Source organism: Aliidiomarina sp. B3213, assembly GCF_003290085.1.
Lineage (GTDB): Bacteria > Pseudomonadota > Gammaproteobacteria > Enterobacterales > Alteromonadaceae > Aliidiomarina.
Genome location: NZ_QMKJ01000001.1, coordinates 880,747 through 897,605, shown reverse-complemented (window position 1 = coordinate 897,605; position 16,859 = coordinate 880,747). Strand labels below are relative to the sequence as shown.

General features: G+C 44.7%; 20 protein-coding genes. 15 read left to right on the top strand and 5 right to left on the bottom strand.

What is annotated here, in order from left to right; genetic code table 11:
- Nucleotides 1-35: 35 nt before the first annotated feature.
- The 10 genes from DQX04_RS04390 to DQX04_RS04345 all read left to right on the top strand — a co-directional run bounded on the left by DQX04_RS04390 (nt 36) and on the right by DQX04_RS04345 (nt 9,262).
- Nucleotides 36-1,970, top strand: coding sequence for an ATP-dependent DNA helicase (locus DQX04_RS04390; RefSeq protein ID WP_111914652.1), 1,935 nt, complete (start codon nt 36-38; stop codon nt 1,968-1,970).
- Nucleotides 1,971-1,973: 3 nt separating this feature from the next.
- Complete coding sequence (tsaB, locus tag DQX04_RS04385; RefSeq protein ID WP_111914651.1) at nt 1,974-2,711, top strand: tRNA (adenosine(37)-N6)-threonylcarbamoyltransferase complex dimerization subunit type 1 TsaB; 738 nt, start codon at nt 1,974-1,976, stop codon at nt 2,709-2,711.
- A gap of 19 nt (nt 2,712-2,730) precedes the next feature.
- Nucleotides 2,731-3,042 carry a hypothetical protein gene (locus tag DQX04_RS04380; RefSeq protein WP_111914650.1) on the top strand — a complete coding sequence of 104 codons (312 nt, stop codon included), beginning with the start codon at nt 2,731-2,733 and terminating at the stop codon, nt 3,040-3,042.
- Between the two features lie 28 nt (nt 3,043-3,070).
- Nucleotides 3,071-3,721, top strand: coding sequence for a Slp family lipoprotein (locus tag DQX04_RS04375; protein ID WP_111914649.1), 651 nt, complete (start codon nt 3,071-3,073; stop codon nt 3,719-3,721).
- 14 nt (nt 3,722-3,735) lie between these two features.
- Entirely contained in the window at nt 3,736-4,587 is an 852-nt protein-coding gene (locus DQX04_RS04370) for an alpha/beta fold hydrolase (RefSeq protein WP_111914648.1), read from the top strand.
- Between the two features lie 117 nt (nt 4,588-4,704).
- Entirely contained in the window at nt 4,705-6,366 is a 1,662-nt protein-coding gene (fadD, locus tag DQX04_RS04365) for a long-chain-fatty-acid--CoA ligase FadD (RefSeq protein ID WP_111914647.1), read from the top strand.
- The gene (rnd, locus tag DQX04_RS04360) at nt 6,366-7,511 is read left to right on the top strand and encodes a ribonuclease D (RefSeq protein ID WP_111914646.1); all 1,146 of its coding nucleotides are present in this window, start codon (nt 6,366-6,368) and stop codon (nt 7,509-7,511) included. Before fadD ends, rnd begins: the two co-directional genes overlap by 1 nt.
- 12 nt (nt 7,512-7,523) lie before the next feature.
- The gene (locus tag DQX04_RS04355) at nt 7,524-7,796 is read left to right on the top strand and encodes a YcgL domain-containing protein (protein ID WP_111914645.1); all 273 of its coding nucleotides are present in this window, start codon (nt 7,524-7,526) and stop codon (nt 7,794-7,796) included.
- A 3-nt stretch (nt 7,797-7,799) separates the two neighbouring features.
- Complete coding sequence (locus tag DQX04_RS04350) at nt 7,800-8,777, top strand: lytic transglycosylase domain-containing protein (RefSeq protein ID WP_111914644.1); 978 nt, start codon at nt 7,800-7,802, stop codon at nt 8,775-8,777.
- Complete coding sequence (locus DQX04_RS04345; protein WP_111914643.1) at nt 8,777-9,262, top strand: YkgJ family cysteine cluster protein; 486 nt, start codon at nt 8,777-8,779, stop codon at nt 9,260-9,262. Before DQX04_RS04350 ends, DQX04_RS04345 begins: the two co-directional genes overlap by 1 nt.
- A gap of 16 nt (nt 9,263-9,278) precedes the next feature.
- Here DQX04_RS04345 and dsbB read toward each other — a convergent pair whose 3' ends face one another.
- A complete protein-coding gene (gene dsbB, locus DQX04_RS04340; RefSeq protein WP_111914642.1) occupies nt 9,279-9,797 on the bottom strand; it encodes a disulfide bond formation protein DsbB in 519 nt (172 codons plus the stop codon).
- Nucleotides 9,798-9,974: 177 nt separating this feature from the next.
- On the opposite strand from dsbB, the gene fadR reads away from it, so the two are divergent.
- The gene (gene fadR / locus DQX04_RS04335) at nt 9,975-10,685 is read left to right on the top strand and encodes a fatty acid metabolism transcriptional regulator FadR (protein WP_111914641.1); all 711 of its coding nucleotides are present in this window, start codon (nt 9,975-9,977) and stop codon (nt 10,683-10,685) included.
- A gap of 70 nt (nt 10,686-10,755) precedes the next feature.
- On the opposite strand, the gene sodB is transcribed toward fadR, so the two are convergent.
- Nucleotides 10,756-11,337 (bottom strand): superoxide dismutase [Fe], encoded by a 582-nt coding sequence (gene sodB, locus DQX04_RS04330; RefSeq protein ID WP_111914640.1) that lies wholly within the window; start codon nt 11,335-11,337, stop codon nt 10,756-10,758.
- A gap of 197 nt (nt 11,338-11,534) precedes the next feature.
- Here sodB and grxD point away from each other — a divergent pair, with 197 nt between their 5' ends.
- Together grxD and DQX04_RS04320 are read left to right on the top strand one after the other, a co-directional pair.
- Complete coding sequence (grxD, locus tag DQX04_RS04325; protein ID WP_305764667.1) at nt 11,535-11,894, top strand: Grx4 family monothiol glutaredoxin; 360 nt, start codon at nt 11,535-11,537, stop codon at nt 11,892-11,894.
- Nucleotides 11,895-11,968: 74 nt separating this feature from the next.
- Nucleotides 11,969-12,574, top strand: coding sequence for a peroxiredoxin (locus DQX04_RS04320; RefSeq protein WP_111914639.1), 606 nt, complete (start codon nt 11,969-11,971; stop codon nt 12,572-12,574).
- A gap of 58 nt (nt 12,575-12,632) precedes the next feature.
- On the opposite strand, the gene rnt is transcribed toward DQX04_RS04320, so the two are convergent.
- Entirely contained in the window at nt 12,633-13,259 is a 627-nt protein-coding gene (rnt, locus tag DQX04_RS04315; protein WP_111914638.1) for a ribonuclease T, read from the bottom strand.
- 128 nt (nt 13,260-13,387) lie between these two features.
- On the opposite strand from rnt, the gene DQX04_RS04310 reads away from it, so the two are divergent.
- Nucleotides 13,388-14,290, top strand: coding sequence for an OmpA family protein (locus DQX04_RS04310; protein ID WP_165831939.1), 903 nt, complete (start codon nt 13,388-13,390; stop codon nt 14,288-14,290).
- Between the two features lie 49 nt (nt 14,291-14,339).
- On the opposite strand, the gene DQX04_RS04305 is transcribed toward DQX04_RS04310, so the two are convergent.
- On the bottom strand, nt 14,340-15,257 hold the full coding sequence (locus tag DQX04_RS04305) for a LysR family transcriptional regulator (protein ID WP_111914636.1): 918 nt from the start codon (nt 15,255-15,257) through the stop codon (nt 14,340-14,342).
- Between the two features lie 164 nt (nt 15,258-15,421).
- Here DQX04_RS04305 and DQX04_RS04300 point away from each other — a divergent pair, with 164 nt between their 5' ends.
- Nucleotides 15,422-16,108: a type 1 glutamine amidotransferase domain-containing protein gene (locus DQX04_RS04300; protein WP_111914635.1), complete on the top strand. Its 687-nt coding sequence runs from the start codon at nt 15,422-15,424 to the stop codon at nt 16,106-16,108.
- A gap of 104 nt (nt 16,109-16,212) precedes the next feature.
- Here DQX04_RS04300 and nth read toward each other — a convergent pair whose 3' ends face one another.
- Nucleotides 16,213-16,848 (bottom strand): endonuclease III, encoded by a 636-nt coding sequence (gene nth / locus DQX04_RS04295; RefSeq protein WP_111914634.1) that lies wholly within the window; start codon nt 16,846-16,848, stop codon nt 16,213-16,215.
- Nucleotides 16,849-16,859 lie beyond the last annotated feature (11 nt).

Genomic DNA, 16,859 nt, shown 5'->3' with positions numbered 1-16,859 from the left:
TATTTGAAGTCCAATATTAACACAATCACCTGTATATGACCCCTATTGATAAAGTTTTTTCAGAAAATGGCGTACTAAGCCAAGCGCTACCCCATTTTTCTCCTCGACCATCCCAATTAGAAATGGCGCGTGCAGTGCATGGGTTGAAAAAAACGGGTGAGCAGTTAGTCGTGGAAGCGGAAACAGGAACGGGGAAGACGTTTGCTTATCTAGCTCCTGCTCTATTAAAAGATGGCAAAGTCATTGTTTCCACCGGTACCAAAAACTTGCAAGAACAGCTATTTCACCGAGACATGCCGGCATTGAGAGATGTATTGTCACCAGACAAGGTTGTCGTGTTGTTAAAGGGGCGGTCTAACTATCTGTGCCTACATCGACTCGAACAAGCTGTTCGACATCCTAAAAACCTTAGGGAAGAAGGTTTAGCTCAACTCCAGTCGGTTAGAACTTGGGCGAATAAAACGCGCACAGGGGACATGGGTGAATTGTCTAGTTTGCCGGAAGACGCAATCGTTCTGCCGCAAGTTACCAGCACGCAAAGCAACTGTTTGGGGCGGGAGTGTCCGCATTATGAAGAGTGTTATTTGGTTAAAGCGCGTAAAGAGGCTTTAGAGGCCGACGTTGTGGTTGTTAACCATCACTTGTTTTGCGCCGACTTAGCGTTAAAGGAAACCGGCTTTGGAGAGCTCATTCCCGACGCCGATTTGGTGATATTTGACGAAGCGCATCAATTACCGGAAATCGCCAGCCAATATTTCAGCACGAGCTTTTCAACTCGGCAGATAAGCGACTTGTGCCAAGATGTCGATGTGCTTTATCGAACCGTTCTTAAAGATGCCAAGGCCGTTTCTCAGATGGCTCAGCAATTAGAGCGAGCTGCTCGTGAGTTAAGGCTGGCATTTTCACCTGACTCGGAACGTTCGAGCTTACGCCAGGTTTTAGCTGAGTCCTCTGTAAGTAGTGCGCTGCAAAACTTTGAGGAACAGTTAGATAAGTTCGAAGTGATTGCGAAAACCCAAGTGGGTCGCGACAAGGCTTTTGACCAGTGTATCGAGCGTGTAGAGTTTATTCGCAAGCAGTTGCAAACGATAACTGCAGTCGAAGAGGTTGGGTATAGCTATTGGTACGAAACCAGTAAGTGGCATGTTAGCTTTAATAGAACACCTTTGTCTGTGGCGGAACCATTCTCTAAAATTATGGCCGACCACCCTGCAAGGTGGGTATTTACATCGGCTACATTGACCGTAAATAATCAGTTCCATTTCTTTACCGACAAGCTGGGTTTGAAAAACGCCCAAACGTTGTTGTTGTCTAGCCCTTTCGACTATCAGCGCCAAGCGGTTCTGTGCTTGCCTCGTTATTTGCCAGAACCGAATGATCGCAGCATGGTGAATCATTTGTTTACGATTGCTAAGCAGGTTATTGAAGCTAACGAGGGTGGAACATTTTTATTGTTTACTAGCTATCGAATGCTAAATTTAGTTGCGGAAAAGCTAGAGAAAGAAACAGAGAGAACTATTTTAGTCCAGGGCGAAACCAGCAAACGTGAATTGTTGGCAACCTTCAGTGAAGAGGGCAATGCAGTACTGCTTGGCACCAGCTCCTTTTGGGAAGGGGTAGACGTTCCGGGTCGAGCATTAAGGTGTGTTCTTATCGATAAACTACCGTTTGCCTCTCCAGACGATCCGTTATTGCAGGCGATGATGGAAGATTGCCGCAGGCAAAACCGTGATCCATTTCGAGAGATTCAAATACCGCAGGCGGTTATTGCAATGAAACAGGGCTCAGGAAGGTTGGTGCGCTCGGTACATGATGAAGGCGTGCTGATTGTCTGCGATAATAGACTTGTTACTCGGCAATATGGACAATTATTTCTGAATAGTTTGCCTAATATGAAACGCACACGAGATTTAAATGTGGCTTTAGATTTTCTACGGCAAGCTGCACCAGAAACAAAAGAGGTGAATTAATCTGTGAAGCACACTGATTCTGGCGAGTTAAAAGTTTTAGCGATCGATACATCTACCGAGTATTGCTCAGTAGCCTACTGCGACGGTGAACAAATTATTTATCGTGGTCGTGAAGCTCCGCGAGAACATGCGGACCTGGTCTTGCAATATGTGGACGAAATATTAAAAGAAGCGCAGGTTTCATTAGACCAATTAGATGGCTTAGCGTTAGGTAAGGGCCCCGGCTCTTTTACCGGGGTCCGAATTGCAGCGAGTATTGGGCAAGGACTCGCGTTTAGCCATAACTTGCCGGTAGTGGGTATTTCAAGTTTAGAAGCGATGGCTTATCAAGCGTATCGATTGCATGATGCAAGCCAAGTTGTTGCCGCGATAGACGCTCGTATGGGTGAAGTGTACTTCGGAACTTACAGTGTGAGTGAGAGTCGAATTAAAGTGTGGGGTGAAGAGTCTGTAGTTCCTCCTAGTAATGTTCTGAGCTGCGTAGCGGATGAATTTAAAAAGCAAGATGGAACTTATTTTGGCGTGGGTACTGGTTGGGTTACATATCCTGACGCGTTGTCCAACGCGCTGGAGAGTTTACCGGATATAGAGCTGTCTCATTCAGTGCGCTTTCCACATGCTATAGATTTGGCAACACTAGGACGTGAGCGCCTCAAACGAGGTGAGGGCGTTGCAGCTGAAGATTTTCAGGTGCATTATGTGCGTAATGAAGTAACTTGGAAAAAGTTGCCCGGGAAGTGATTTTTAGCGAGCTATTTAAATGATAAACAGCACTGACTTATCTAATTTTGCGGTCAATGTTGAACCTAGCCGAGCTGGTCAGGAGCAGCAACGAAGCGCAAATAATGCTGAATCGCAAACGCGTCAACAGAATGCGTCTGAGGTTGGACGTCGTGCGCAGCTGCAGTCAGAGGGCCCGGTATTTGAAGCTGCGTTAAAAGAACGAGAGGCCATTACATACGACGAGCCCGGACAAACTCAACGTTCTGCTGTGGGTAGTTATAGTCAAGTTGCCAGCTTCGAACGCAGAGACTCTATCCAGTCGATGATAGGTATAGATGTTTTTGCCTAATTCAATAGCGTCATAAAGAGGTACTGCAATGCGTCATCTTTTTAAGCACATCAAATTACCTGTTCAAGTTATTGGTTTAATTTGCGCGTTTGCAGTTTTGAGTGGTTGTGCGTCAAGGTATCCTGAAGAATTAAGAACTGATCAAACCGAACTTGTTGAATTCAGTCAGGCTTTTACTGAGTCTCAAGCGCATATTGGCTCGCCAGCTCGCTGGGGTGGTGTGATCGCGGAAGTTAAAAACTTGAGCGAGTCCTCTATCATTGAAGTTGTTCAATTTGAACTTTCCGGTTACGGTCGCCCCCATGTAACCGAGGAAAGCCCCGGTCGTTTCCGTATTCGAGTAGCGGGATTTGTCGATCCGGAGATTTACAAGAAAGGTCGAGAAGTTACGGCGTTTGGATTGTATTCAGGATTGGAGCCTGGGCATATTGGTGAATACGAATACATGTTCCCCATGCTTGAAAGTGAAGGACTGCATTTGTGGCAAGAGCGCCCAGAACGCAGCCGTGTAGATGTTATTTTCCACCATCCATATCCTGCGTACCGATTTCGTTTCTGGGGCCCATATCCTTACTTTCCAGCAGTTGGAAGTGAAGGAGATAATCGGCCTCCCCTTCAGCAAGGGCCTAGAGAGCAAGGTCAGCGCGAGAGCGGTGGCCCACAGCAAAACAAGCAGTAAGCTTTAGGTCATATATGTTAGAAGTTACCGTTCAATGTGCGGGTCTAGAACTGTCCGCACAATCTAGTAAAGCCTTATCCGATTTTGACGCTGAACAACCTGTAGTTCTTTTTCTTCATGGTTGGCTAGATAACTCCGAAAGCCTTGTTCCCTTGGCTAAACAATGTGACGCAGAGCAACTTTTGGTGCTTGATTTACCCGGGCATGGAAAATCTCAGCACCGAAATGAAGGTGCGTACTATTATTTTTCTGAATGGGCGTTAGATATTGCCGCCATTATTGAACACTATAAATGGCATAACGTGATTTTAGTTGGACATAGCATGGGCGGGTTTATTGCTCAGCTCGCAGCGCTTGCTCAACCGGAAAAAATATCTGCTTTGTTCCTCATCGAGGCGTTTGGTTTATTAACCTACAAAGAAGAGGAAACGACAGACAAATTGCGACAAGCATGGGAGTCGAGGCTAGCGTTGAAACATAAAGAGGCACCAGCCTATGCTAGTTTCGATAGAGTTCTTAAAGCGCGTGCAGAACGCGGAGACATAGCAGCTGAAACCATTGAGCCGGTAGTGTTGCGTAACATGATGGAGACATCGAAAGGATGGCAATGGCGTATCGACCCAAGGGTTCGTTTAGGCTCTCCATTTCGTTACTCCTTGAGTCAGGTTGACAATCTAATGTCGAATTTGAAATGTCGTTTAGTGCTTATTCGTGGCTCAAAGGGTTTTCAAGACATAGACCAAGCAGTGAACCGCTGGGGTCAGAATTTACATATAAAGGTGATAGAGGGCGGTCATCACGTACATTTGGAGCAACCAGCGAAAGTTGCCATGCACTTAAACGCATTTATTTTGCATAAAAACTGAATAACTAGGATTCAATGGTCGGATGTGCGAAGATACGGCGCAATTCAATTTAGGTGTCTACCATTGTATAAGAACCTATCAGTAGAATAGAACAAGACAAAAGCAGGAGCTGAAACTGTGGAAAAATCATGGGTAAGTCGCTATCCAAACGGAGTAGCCTCAGAAATCGATCCGGATCATTACGCTTCACTTGCGGACATCTTTGAAGAAAGCGCAGAAAAGTATGCTTCTAATGACGCATTTGTAAACATGGACCGAGTTTTAACCTTCAAAGAACTTGATGAGTTATCAACGCAGTTCGCAGCTTATTTGCAGAGTATCGGCCTTAAAAAAGGCGACCCAGTTGCTATTATGATGCCTAATTTACTGCAGTATCCTGTGGCTATTTTTGGTGCGTTACGTGCAGGTATGGTTGTTGTTAATGTAAACCCGTTGTATACAGCTCGTGAACTTAAGCATCAGCTTACAGATTCTGGTGCGAAAGCGATTGTGATTTTGAAAAACTTCGCAACTACACTGCAAAAAATTCAAAAGGACGTAAACCTAGACAAAGTTATCGTAACGGGTATTGGCGATATGCTGCCTGCGCCAAAGCGTTGGATAGTTAACTTTGTAGTGCGTCATGTGAAGAAAATGGTGCCTCCATATAGTTTAGACAACGCTATTGAATTCAATGCAGCATTGTCGGAAGGATCTCAAAAGTCATTCCAGCGCCCTGAAATTTCAGGTGACGATCTTGCTTTCCTTCAGTACACCGGTGGTACAACAGGTGTTTCTAAAGGTGCAATGCTGACACATCGCAATATGGTTTCAAACCTAGAGCAAGTTTCAGCCATGATCTTGCCATTGGTTGACGATGGTAAGGAAGTGGTGATAACAGCGCTACCGCTTTACCACATCTTTGCGCTTACGGCGAATTGCTTAACCTTTATCAAGCATGGTGGGTTTAATGTTCTAATTACTAACCCTCGAGATATGCCTGGCTTTGTTAAAGAGTTAGGGAAATATAAATTCTCGGTATTGTCAGGTGTAAATACTCTTTTCAATGGCTTATTGAATACCCCAGGTTTCAGTAACTTAGACTTTTCAAAGCTGAAAGTTGCTTTGGGCGGCGGCATGGCCGTGCAAAGACCGGTAGCTGAACAATGGGAGAAAGTCACTGGCTCTGCGTTACTTGAGGGTTATGGTTTAACTGAGTGTTCTCCCGTAGTTACGGTAAACCCTTATGATATTGAACATTACACGGGCAGCATTGGTATTCCAGTACCTTCCACCGACGTGAAAATTGTCGACGAAAATGGTGACGAAGTACCGATGGGTGAGCCGGGTGAGCTTATCGTAAAAGGTCCACAGGTTATGGTCGGTTATTTAGGCCGTCCAGAAGCTACGGCTGAATCTATTAAAGATGGCTGGTTCTATACGGGCGACATGGGTACCGTAGATGAGCATGGTTATTTCAAGATTGTTGATCGTAAGAAAGACATGATTTTGGTATCAGGCTTTAACGTATACCCTAACGAAATTGAAGACGTTGTAGCGAGTCATCCGAAGGTTCTTGAGGTTGCTGCTGTAGGTGTTCCTCATGACTCTTCTGGCGAGGTCGTTAAGATTTTCGTTGTGAAAAAAGACAGCTCGTTAGAAGAAAAAGAACTTCGGGAGTTTTGCCGAGAAAACTTAACGGCGTATAAAGTACCAAAGCTTGTTGAATTTAGAGACGAATTGCCGAAGACCAATGTAGGCAAGATACTCCGTCGAGAATTGCGAGATGAACAAAAGTAATGACTTTGCAATTTGAACAGATAAACGCCACCAATGCATTGGTGGCGTTTTGCGATCAGGCTGGGGATAAAGACTGGCTAGCTGTAGACACTGAATTCGTGCGAACGCGCACCTATTACGCCAACTTGGGGTTAGTACAGTTAGCTACGGAAGAAGCATGTGCGGTGGTTGATCCTTTGCAGGTAGAAGACATGTCTTGCCTTTGGGAGTTGCTGTCTGAGCAAAGAAGAACAACCGTGATGCATGCTGCCGGAGAAGATATTGAAATTCTGCGGCAGAAAAATAGTGAAGCGCCTAGTCAGTTGTTTGATACTCAAATCGCTTGGTCCTTTCTTTCTCAAGGAGACCAGATTGGCTACGCCGGATTAATTGAGCATCACTTTGGTGTTGAACTTGATAAGTCCCTGTCTAGAACAGATTGGCTTGCTCGGCCTTTATCCGCAGCGCAATTACAATATGCAGCCGCAGATACCTACTATTTAGCGAAGGTTTATCCAGAGCTTAAAGCACAGTTGGAGCAGTCAAAATGGGCTGATATTTTCCAGCAAGAGTGTGATTTTCAGTTGAGCAAGAGATCTCGCACCGCAAACCCTGACTATGCTTGGAAAGATATAGGAATATATTCGCAGCTCAATGGGCAGCAACGCGCGGTGTTCGCAAGTGTCGCGAAATGGCGATTGCAAACGGCTCAGAAGGAAAATATCGCGGTACCGTTTTTGTTAAAAGATCCAGCTCTTGCCGAAATTAGCCGTATGCAACCCACAAACAAAAGAAAGCTAGCTGAGGTTGAAGGCGTGCATCCGAGTGTCCTACGAAAAAGAGGCCAAGCGATTTTAGATGCGGTAGCTGAAGGACTGGAGCAAGCAGAAAGTGATTGGCCGCCTGCAATACCAAGGTTAGATGATCATTCCGGTTATAAATCTTGGTTCAAAGCCGCAAAAAAACTGGTTAACGAGCGGGCTAACGAGGTTTCTGTGGCTCCCTCGATGCTGGGTTCTCGAAAGCAAATTAATGAAGTGTTTGTATGGAGTTGTTTTGTCCCCGATGAATTGAAGTCCAAGTTGTTTAAACCCGAACTACTTGAGAGCTGGCGCAGTGATGTTGCTGGTAAAGAGTTATTAGAACTTGCGAATGATTTACGTTAGGAAAGTATTTGAATGTGGTGTGTTGTATTAAGATCGAATAAGAAAGCTGACACTTATTTGTATTTACCAGAGTCAGCTGAATTTGATGACTTGCCAGAGAACTTAAAGGTTTTATTTAAGTCTTATGAGCAGGTGATGAAACTATATTTAAAAGAAGACAAAAAGTTAGCGCGGATTACGGGTGCGGAACTTATCAAGCACTTACAGGAACCTGGATATTATTTACAACTACCTCCGGTTACTGAAAACTTATTGAAACAGCACGCAGCTAACAACAAGGAGTAGATTATGCGTAAGTTTGGGTTGTTTATTATTTCACTTCAGTTATTGCTTTTACCTTGGTCTGTTTCTGCTGTAGACGAAGCAGGTTTTCCTGCGTACGTGGAAACTCTAAAACAAGACGCGCTAGCACATGGTATCTCTGAGCAGACTGTAGAACGCGCATTTAGTAACGTAGAGTTTTATCAACGAGCGGTTTCTGCAGACCGAAATCAACCTGAATTCACCATAACCCTAGACACGTATTTACCCAGAGCAGTACCAGACTGGAAGGTTCGTCAAGGCTTGCAAAATTACAATGAACATCGTGAACTTTTAGAAGAAATTGCTGAAGAATATGGTGTTCAAGCTCGCTTTATCGTCGCTTTGTGGGGGATAGAAACGAACTATGGCGGTTATACGGGTAACTTCAAAGTCATTTCCTCTTTGTCGACCATGGCCTACGAAGGGCGCCGAGAAGAGTTTTTTAAGCGTCAGTTGATGCAGGCGTTAGAGATTATTGATGCAGGGCATATTGAACCGGAGCAAATGATTGGTTCTTGGGCTGGAGCAATGGGTCAGACCCAGTTTATGCCTAGCTCGTTTTTAGCGTATGCAGTAGACCACGACCAAGACGGTAAAATTGATATTTGGAACAGTCACGCAGATGTTTTTGCTTCAGCGGCAAACTATCTTTCTAGCGTGGGTTGGGACGACAGCAAGACTTGGGGCAGACAAGTTCAAATACCGGAAGGATTCGATGTGTCATTAGCCTCGCGAGATAACAAAAAGACACTTGCTGAATGGCAAGAGCTTGGCGTTCGCCGTTACGACGGAAGTGACTTGCCTACTCGAGATATACAAGCTGGTTTAGTTATGCCTGACGACGAGAACGGCCGTGTATACCTCACTTACGACAACTGGGATGTGTTAATGGACTGGAACCGTTCTAATTATTTTGTCGTTGTTGTGGGCTATTTGTCAGACCGGATCAAGTTAGGAAGATAATGCCTTTTTGGGACGACAAGCCCTTAACGGAGCTTGACGAACAAGAGTGGGAACAGTTATGCGATGGCTGCGGTAAGTGCTGCTTGCATAAGGTACTTCCAACCCGCGAAGATCTACCTGAAGATGCGCCGATGCAAGCTGGCGAAGAGTTGCATTATGTGAATGTAACTTGCCAGCTTCTGGACACAGAAACGGGCGGCTGTAAGCATTACCAGAACAGGCTGAGTTATGTGCCGGACTGTGTCGTGTTGTCTGCAGATAATATAGAAAAGATACACTTCATGCCGCCCAGCTGTGCCTATCGTTTACGGGCAGAAGGAAAGCCTATACCCACTTGGCATCCACTTCGTCATAATGGCTCAAGAATACCTATGGTGGAAGCCGGTATGGCTACAACTGGCTACCCATTATATAACGAGCTCGACCCAGAACTATCTGAAAACGAGCTAGAGATTATTCGCTGGCCTCTTCATATTGCCAAATAATACAGCAGCTCTAGGTCTAAATTCGACGCTGCTTAACGAGCCTAATGCCCAAAATAACTAACGCTAGAGCAACATAGAAAGCAAAAATAATACGCATCCATTCGCTCATGACCATACCCAGAAACTGCCAGCTGTAGTCGGTGCATAGGCCGCCTGCACCGAAGAAGAAGGGTATCCATTCATGTAAAGGAAGCCAGCTCGGGAAGTTCGGATAGGGGCTACAGCTTGCAAATAGCGGGTTCGCTGCAGTTTGTAGCCAAACATGATGGTGAGCTACATACAAACCATAACCAGCACTTGCTAGCCAACCAATAAAGCCTACAGCTCGATATGCGACATTTTCTGGTTTAAGCCATGCAATCCCAGTAAAAATAACTAATAGCAGCACAGCTATACGTTGGTAAACACATTGAACACAAGGTTGTAAGCCCATTCCGTGCTGAAAATATAAGGCCGTAACAAGTAAAATTAATGCAGAGCTACAAAGTAGCGCCCATGACCATTTTTGCTCAGGCCATTTAGAAACTGGCGACATGCTTGGTTTTCCTTTACGTGCTGTTTACTCAATTGGGGACTCTAAACTACCACAATAAGTTGCTACACCGCGAGTGAACTAATAAACTTGTCCGACCAATGAGGGCGCGTTACAATCTCGTGTCAAAAATAATTAATTGAGCCCATGCTGTAAGACAGGACTATTACATTGACCCACATGATCATCAAAGCGAAAAGCCCTGCGGGTTTTGCAGAAGAGTTTATTGTTAAGTCTATTTGGAAAGGTGACTTTGCACCGGGCTCTATTTTGCCTGCGGAGCGTGAGCTTTCCGAGCTTATCGGCGTAACTAGAACAACACTGCGCGAAGTATTGCAAAGGCTAGCAAGGGACGGTTGGTTAACGATTCAGCATGGTAAGCCAACTAAAGTGAATAACTTTTGGGAAACTTCGGGCTTAAATATTCTGGAAACATTGGCTCGTCTAGACGAAGAGGGCATGCCTGATCTGGTTGATCAGCTTCTTTCTGCGCGCACAAACATTAGTGCTATCTATATTCGCGCCGCATTACGTCATAACCCAGAAAAAGCTAACGCAATATTGCAGGAGTCTGAAGGGCTAGAAGACGATGCGAAAGCTTACGCAGAGTACGATTATTATCTGAACCATGAACTTGCAATGGCGTCAGAGAATTCGATTTACGTTCTTGTACTTAATGGTTTTAAAGGCTTGTATGCGCGTATCGGTCAATTCTATTTCTCTAAGCCGGAAGCCAGAGCTCTAGCTAAAGAGTATTACAGAAGAATGAGAGCGTTAGCAGAGAGCGGCGACCATCAAGAAGCGTTGAACCTTGTGCGTAAATACGGCTACGACTCTGCCGCAATTTGGAAGCAGTTAAGAGATTCTATTCCAGAAAATTTGGTCGAATAATTTTAAAGAGAATAAAAAAAAGCGAACTTTCAAAGTTCGCTTTTTTTATGCTTAAAAACTAGGAGCTCTATTAACCGAAGTTCTTAGAAGCAAAATCCCAGTTTACAAGTGCCCAGAAAGCTTCCATGTACTTAGGACGAGCATTTCTGTAGTCGATGTAATAAGCGTGTTCCCATACATCAACAGTAAGCAACGGAGTTAAACCGTCTTCAGTAATAGGGGTTGCTGCGTTACTGGTGTTGTGAATATCAACAGAGCCGTCTGATTTTTTCACAAGCCATGTCCAAGCAGAACCGAAGTTGTTCACAGCGCTGTCAGTGAAAGCTTCTTTAAACTTCTCGAAAGAGCCCCACTTAGCGTTAATTGCGTCTGCAAGTGCACCTGTAGGTTCGCCGCCACCATTTGGGCTTAGGCAGTTCCAGTAGAACGTGTGGTTCCAAACTTGAGCTGCATTGTTGAACAAGCCACCACTTGAGTTGCGAATGATGTCTTCCAACGACTTACCAGCCATGTCTGTGCCTTCAACCAAACCATTTAGTTTAGTTACGTAAGTTTGGTGATGCTTGCCATAGTGATACTCAAGAGTCTCAGCAGAGATATGCGGTTCCAATGCATTCTTCTCATACGGTAACGCTGGTAATTCAAATGCCATAATCGGGTCTCCGTTTGTTGAATAAAGCGTGTTTGTAAGTAGACGCTACACAGTATAGCTAAATGCCTGGTCCGTAACCAGTAAACGTCTTACCACTGGTCTCTATACTGGGGATAAAAAGATAAAATTCAAGGGAGAACGAATAATCATTTTATGCTAGGATCTGCGGCAAATTCGCAGTATCGAAGAGGCAACCTATGCAAGAGAATATGTCAGAAGACGTTAAAGCTGTACACGACAAAATTCGTGAGCAAATTGCTGAGCACACGGTGCTTTTGTATATGAAAGGATCTCCAAAACTTCCAAGTTGTGGGTTCTCTTCACAGGCATCTCAAGCCCTAATGAGCTGTGGTAAGCCTTTTGCGTATGTAGACGTATTGCAAAACCCTGATATTCGCGCTGAATTGCCGAAGGTAGCCAATTGGCCAACGTTCCCACAACTCTGGGTTAACGGTGAGCTTGTTGGTGGCTGCGACATTATCATGGAAATGTTTCAGCAAGGCGAATTACAAACGCTTATTACAGAAGCAGTACCAGACGAAAACCCAACTGCTTAAAAAGAAAAGATTTTATATGGGGGGAGCTCTCACTGAGCTCCTTTTTTATGTTCTAACTAAAAATGGAGTAATGCATGGCTGTATTAGTTGGCCGCAAGGCACCTGATTTTACCGCTGCGGCAGTAACTGGAACTGGTGAGATTGTTGAAAACTTTACGTTGAGTGAAGAAATTAAGGGCCAAAAAGCGGTTCTTTTCTTTTACCCACTAGACTTCACATTCGTTTGTCCTTCTGAGTTAATCGCTTTCGACAAGCGTTTAGCTGAATTTGAAGAGCGCGGCGTGAAGGTTATTGGTTGTTCAATCGATTCACAGTTTAGCCATAATGCCTGGAGAAACACTGCTGTTGAGAGCGGTGGTATTGGTGCGGTTAAATACCCACTAGTTGCAGACGTGAAGCATGAAATTGTGAAAGCGTACGATATCGAGCACCCAGAAGCTGGTGTAGCGTTCCGTGCATCTTTCTTAATCGACGAAGAAGGTAACGTACGTCACCAAGTAGTAAACGACTTACCACTTGGCCGTAACATCGACGAAATGCTTCGTATGGTAGATGCATTATTGTTCCATGAAGAGCACGGTGAAGTTTGCCCTGCAGGTTGGAACAAAGGCGACGAAGGTATGAAAGCAGATGCGAAAGGCGTTGCTGATTACTTGAGCAAAAACCAAGCTAAACTTTAATAATTAAAGTTTTACCTTAAGGTTTTAAGAAAAACGGCTCCTCGAAGGGGCCGTTTTTTTATTCTCCTTGCCAGCCTCCAAGCTGACTCCAGCGGTTTACTATCCAGCAGAACAACTCAGCTGTGCGCTCTGTGTCGTAAACAGCCGAATGCGCCTCCTTTTGGTCGAACTCTATACCTGCGGCTTTGCAAGCCTTCACCAAGACCGTTTGTCCGAGCGCTAAAGCAGAAAGTGAGGTGGTATCGAATGTTACGAACGGGTGGAAAGGGTTTCTCTTAAGGTTGGCGCGCTCCGCGGCAGCCATCATAAAGTTGTGATCAAAAGTTGCGTTGTGACCGACCAAAACCGAGCGTTGGCAGCCAGCCTCTTTTTGCGCCTTTCTTACTTCTTTAAATATATCTCTTAACGCTTCGCTTTCACTCACAGCTCCTCGTAAGGGGCTATGTGGATCAATGCCATTAAACTCGATTGCTGCCTGTTCGATATTGGCGCCTTCGAAAGGTTCTACATGAGCATGCACTGTTTTATAGGGCTCAAGGTCTCCACTTTCATTAAATGCTAACAGAACCGCTGCAATCTCTAATAATGCATCGGTTTGAGCATTAAAACCTGCGGTTTCGACATCAATAACAACCGGCAAGTACCCACGAAAGCGAGACTTCATCAAACTAAAATCGAGTGACATGCAAACTCCTTTATTTCTTAGGGTTAAAGTATGCCAGAAGGCACTGCGAATGGCTAAAGGAATGACTAAAGTTAGTAAGGGGAAGGTCGATACATAAGCATAATGTTTTAACCATGATAGAGGGCGTAATGCGACAGATTGTATTCGCAGTGTCATTAGCTTTAGGAGTCACGTCATTTGCGTCGGCCGCAACAGACGTGAGAATGTACCGAGCGAATAATGAACATGCTGAATGGCGCGTGAGCGAATACTCACCTCTGCAATGTACCCTGGCTCATGAAATTCCTCGATATGGTGAAGTGCGCTTTGAAAGTGAAGCGAATCGTCAATCGAATATGCGCGTAATTTTGGATATGCGCAGGCTTCCTGAAACGTATGACAATGCGTTAGTTTATTCTGCCCCACCAGTTTGGCGTCCAGGAGCAGCTCCGAGGTTGTTAGGCGAACTCCCTTTGTATCGTCAGTACGACAGTGAGCTTGGTATGGAAATGTCTTGGGTTTTGTTGACTGAACTGGAAAAAGGTATGGCGCCCACCTTTAGCTATCAAGACTGGCATAACGCGCAAGATGAAGTGCAAGTGCAGGTTTCAGCCGTGAATTTTCAGCAACGCTACGATGACTTTATGGACTGCGTAGCGCAGTTATTGCCTTATGGGTTTGATGATATTTCATTTACGGTTTTAACGTACGAAGAGAAAACGACCGAGCTGACAAACTCTGCGAAGCGCAAGTTGATGCGTGTTGGTAATTTCCTTGTACATGATCAAAATATCGAATTAGTACTGGTCGCCGGTTATACCGACGCTTATGGTAGCTTCGATGAAAACGAGCAGCTCTCTACTGCTAGAGCGCAGTCAGTAAAAGATTTTCTGGTTGAGCAAGGCATAAACGAGTCCCAAATTTCCATTCAAGGGCATGGTGAAATGCGGCACATAGCGGGCAATGAAAATGAGCTCGAGCGCGCTCAAAACAGACGTGTTGTAGTTCAAATTAGCCGCCCGTTTAACGAGGAGCTATTGTCAAGCCGTTAGTGCTTTAAGTGTTTTATATGCCAATAAAGCCTCGATAGACATCATCTGGTTAGTATTGGGTATTCTTTACATTCATTTGCTTCGTGAAATAGGACTGCAAAAAATTAAGTACTAATCTCAATTTTTTCGAATTTGCAGTACCTGGTGGGAAGACACCATAAACATTGATGTCGCTAAAATCATAGTCATCAAGAGCTGTTTGAAGCGTACCAGCCTGTATTTTAGGCCATGCATCGTATAGTGGGATTCGTGCTAATCCATGCCCAGCCTCGACAAATGCAGTTCTAGCTGCCGCATTGTTGGTACTAATACTGCCTTTGGTAGCAACCTTATAAGAGCGGCTGCCTTTAGTGATGTTTAGTTCGCTAGAGGTTAACTTGTACATCACCCATTGGTGATCAACCAAGTCATTAGGGTGGTCAGGTTGCCCATATTTCAAAAAGTATTCTGGAGAACCGCATAGACAAGTCTTCAACGTAGCGAGTTTACTTGCCTGTAACCCAGAGTCTGGCAATGGTGCTCCACGTACTGCTAAGTCGATTCCCTCTTTCATGATATTAACCACTTCGTCCGTCAGCATGATATCGAGACTAATCCTAGGATATATTCGTTTAAACTCGTTGAGAGCCGGCACTATAGTCTGCAAGCCAACATTGACTGGGCAAGTTATTCTAAGCAAGCCGGCAGGCTCGCTTTTTGTATTCTCAATTTGCTGATTGGCTGCATTGGCTTGCTCTGCGATAGCATGACAACGTTCATAATATGCTCGGCCAGCCTCTGTGAGGTTAATGGTTCGAGTTGAACGGTTGAGCAATTTCACGTCGAGTTGGTCTTCAAGTTTTTTCAAGTGGTAACTCACCACTGCTCGAGAGAGCCCTAAATGCGTAGCTGCTGCGCTTAGACTGCCTTGTTCAATCACCTGAGCAAAAACAACCATGCTTTTGAGTCGCTCTAAGGAAACATTCATATATTGTCCACAAAAGAAATAGCGAAGTTAATTGTATCAATTATTCATACAATGTTTTTAGTTTTATCTGCATTGTTCACTTAAGTTAGTGACCCTATACTTTACAGCAATGAAATAGAACTAAAATTGAACAAATAAATTTAGTTGATAACGGGGTAATAAATATGACGAAGAAGATTTTGATGGTGCTAACTTCACACGATCAACTAGGTGACACGGGCAAAAAAACAGGTTTTTGGGTTGAAGAATTTGCTGCCCCATATTATGCGTTTATTGACGCTGGAGCCGAGGTTACTTTGGCTACACCGAAAGGCGGTCAAGCTCCAATTGATCCAACAAGCACATTAGAGGACTTCCAAACAGAGGCGACTGAACGGTTCGATGCTGATAGAGATGCTCAGGCTAAAATTGCGGCAACGTTAAAACTATCTGACATAAATGAAAGTGACTACGACGCCGTTTTTTACCCGGGCGGTCATGGCCCACTTTGGGATCTCACCGACAATAGGGAATCAATCGCTTTAATTGAGAGTTTTTTGAACTCAGGTAAAGCTGTATCGGCAGTATGTCATGCTAGTGCCGCATTGCTTAACGTAAAAAACGCTTCTGGTGACTTCGTTATCAAAGATAAAAAGGTGACCGGCTTTACCAACAGTGAGGAAGAAGCAGTTCAATTGACAGAAGTTGTGCCTTTCTTGCTGGAAGATGAGCTTGTTAAACGTGGTGGTGACTATCAAAAAGGGCAAGACTGGGAAGCATTTGCTGTACAAGATGGTCTAATTGTTACGGGTCAAAACCCAGCTAGTTCAGCTTTAGTGGCTGACAAGTTACTCGCTCAAATTTCAGACTGAGCAGAGACTAGTTCTGCGGGAATCACCGACCGGAATGAAGTGGGGAAGTAACTGTTTACAGCGGCTTTCCCCTTTTTTTTCAGTAAGAGACAATTGTAAGAGTCTTAAATCTCTGTTTTATCCTTAAACTCACACAAGTCTTCAATAATGCATGAACCGCAGCGTGGCTTGCGAGCCACGCAGGTGTAGCGTCCATGTAAAATAAGCCAGTGATGTACGTCTACCTTAAACTCTGCGGGCACGACTTTGAGTAGCTTCTGTTCTACCTGGTCTACGTTTTTACCCATGGCGAACTTTGTACGGTTGCTCACCCGGAATATGTGCGTGTCGACTGCAATTGTCGGCCAGCCAAAAGCGGTATTTAGCACTACGTTCGCGGTTTTTCGGCCTACACCTGGTAGCGCTTCTAGCGCAGCGCGGTCTTCAGGAACTTCGCCGTTGTACTTATCAATCAGTATTTTGCAGGTTTTAATTGCGTTTTCTGCTTTGGTGTTAAAAAGGCCTATGGTTTTTATGTAGGACTTTAAACCGTCGACACCAAGTGCATACATGTCATGTGGGTTGTTGGCAATTTTAAAAAGAGGCCCGGTGGCTTTGTTTACGCCCACATCAGTTGCTTGTGCTGACAAAAGAACGGCGATAAGCAACTCAAAAGGGTTTGAGAAGTTAAGCTCCGTGGTCGGATGTGGATTGTTGTCTCTTAAGCGCGTTAGTATTTCTCTTCGTTTTTCTTTATTCATATTGTGATCAA

What these genes read in the sequence shown, in the direction of transcription:
- DQX04_RS04305 (WP_111914636.1), bottom strand. Translation starts at nt 15,257, where the DNA reads ATGAATGTTTCCTTAGAGCGACTCAAAAGCATGGTTGTTTTTGCTCAG.
- grxD (WP_305764667.1), top strand. Translation starts at nt 11,535, where the DNA reads ATGCAAGAGAATATGTCAGAAGACGTTAAAGCTGTACACGACAAAATT.
- DQX04_RS04345 (WP_111914643.1), top strand. Translation starts at nt 8,777, where the DNA reads ATGCCTTTTTGGGACGACAAGCCCTTAACGGAGCTTGACGAACAAGAG.
- rnd (WP_111914646.1), top strand. Translation starts at nt 6,366, where the DNA reads ATGACTTTGCAATTTGAACAGATAAACGCCACCAATGCATTGGTGGCG.
- DQX04_RS04350 (WP_111914644.1), top strand. Translation starts at nt 7,800, where the DNA reads ATGCGTAAGTTTGGGTTGTTTATTATTTCACTTCAGTTATTGCTTTTA.
- DQX04_RS04355 (WP_111914645.1), top strand. Translation starts at nt 7,524, where the DNA reads ATGTGGTGTGTTGTATTAAGATCGAATAAGAAAGCTGACACTTATTTG.
- dsbB (WP_111914642.1), bottom strand. Translation starts at nt 9,797, where the DNA reads ATGTCGCCAGTTTCTAAATGGCCTGAGCAAAAATGGTCATGGGCGCTA.
- rnt (WP_111914638.1), bottom strand. Translation starts at nt 13,259, where the DNA reads ATGTCACTCGATTTTAGTTTGATGAAGTCTCGCTTTCGTGGGTACTTG.
- DQX04_RS04320 (WP_111914639.1), top strand. Translation starts at nt 11,969, where the DNA reads ATGGCTGTATTAGTTGGCCGCAAGGCACCTGATTTTACCGCTGCGGCA.
- DQX04_RS04380 (WP_111914650.1), top strand. Translation starts at nt 2,731, where the DNA reads ATGATAAACAGCACTGACTTATCTAATTTTGCGGTCAATGTTGAACCT.
- DQX04_RS04375 (WP_111914649.1), top strand. Translation starts at nt 3,071, where the DNA reads ATGCGTCATCTTTTTAAGCACATCAAATTACCTGTTCAAGTTATTGGT.
- nth (WP_111914634.1), bottom strand. Translation starts at nt 16,848, where the DNA reads ATGAATAAAGAAAAACGAAGAGAAATACTAACGCGCTTAAGAGACAAC.
- DQX04_RS04390 (WP_111914652.1), top strand. Translation starts at nt 36, where the DNA reads ATGACCCCTATTGATAAAGTTTTTTCAGAAAATGGCGTACTAAGCCAA.
- sodB (WP_111914640.1), bottom strand. Translation starts at nt 11,337, where the DNA reads ATGGCATTTGAATTACCAGCGTTACCGTATGAGAAGAATGCATTGGAA.
- fadR (WP_111914641.1), top strand. Translation starts at nt 9,975, where the DNA reads ATGATCATCAAAGCGAAAAGCCCTGCGGGTTTTGCAGAAGAGTTTATT.
- DQX04_RS04300 (WP_111914635.1), top strand. Translation starts at nt 15,422, where the DNA reads ATGACGAAGAAGATTTTGATGGTGCTAACTTCACACGATCAACTAGGT.
- DQX04_RS04370 (WP_111914648.1), top strand. Translation starts at nt 3,736, where the DNA reads ATGTTAGAAGTTACCGTTCAATGTGCGGGTCTAGAACTGTCCGCACAA.
- DQX04_RS04310 (WP_165831939.1), top strand. Translation starts at nt 13,388, where the DNA reads ATGCGACAGATTGTATTCGCAGTGTCATTAGCTTTAGGAGTCACGTCA.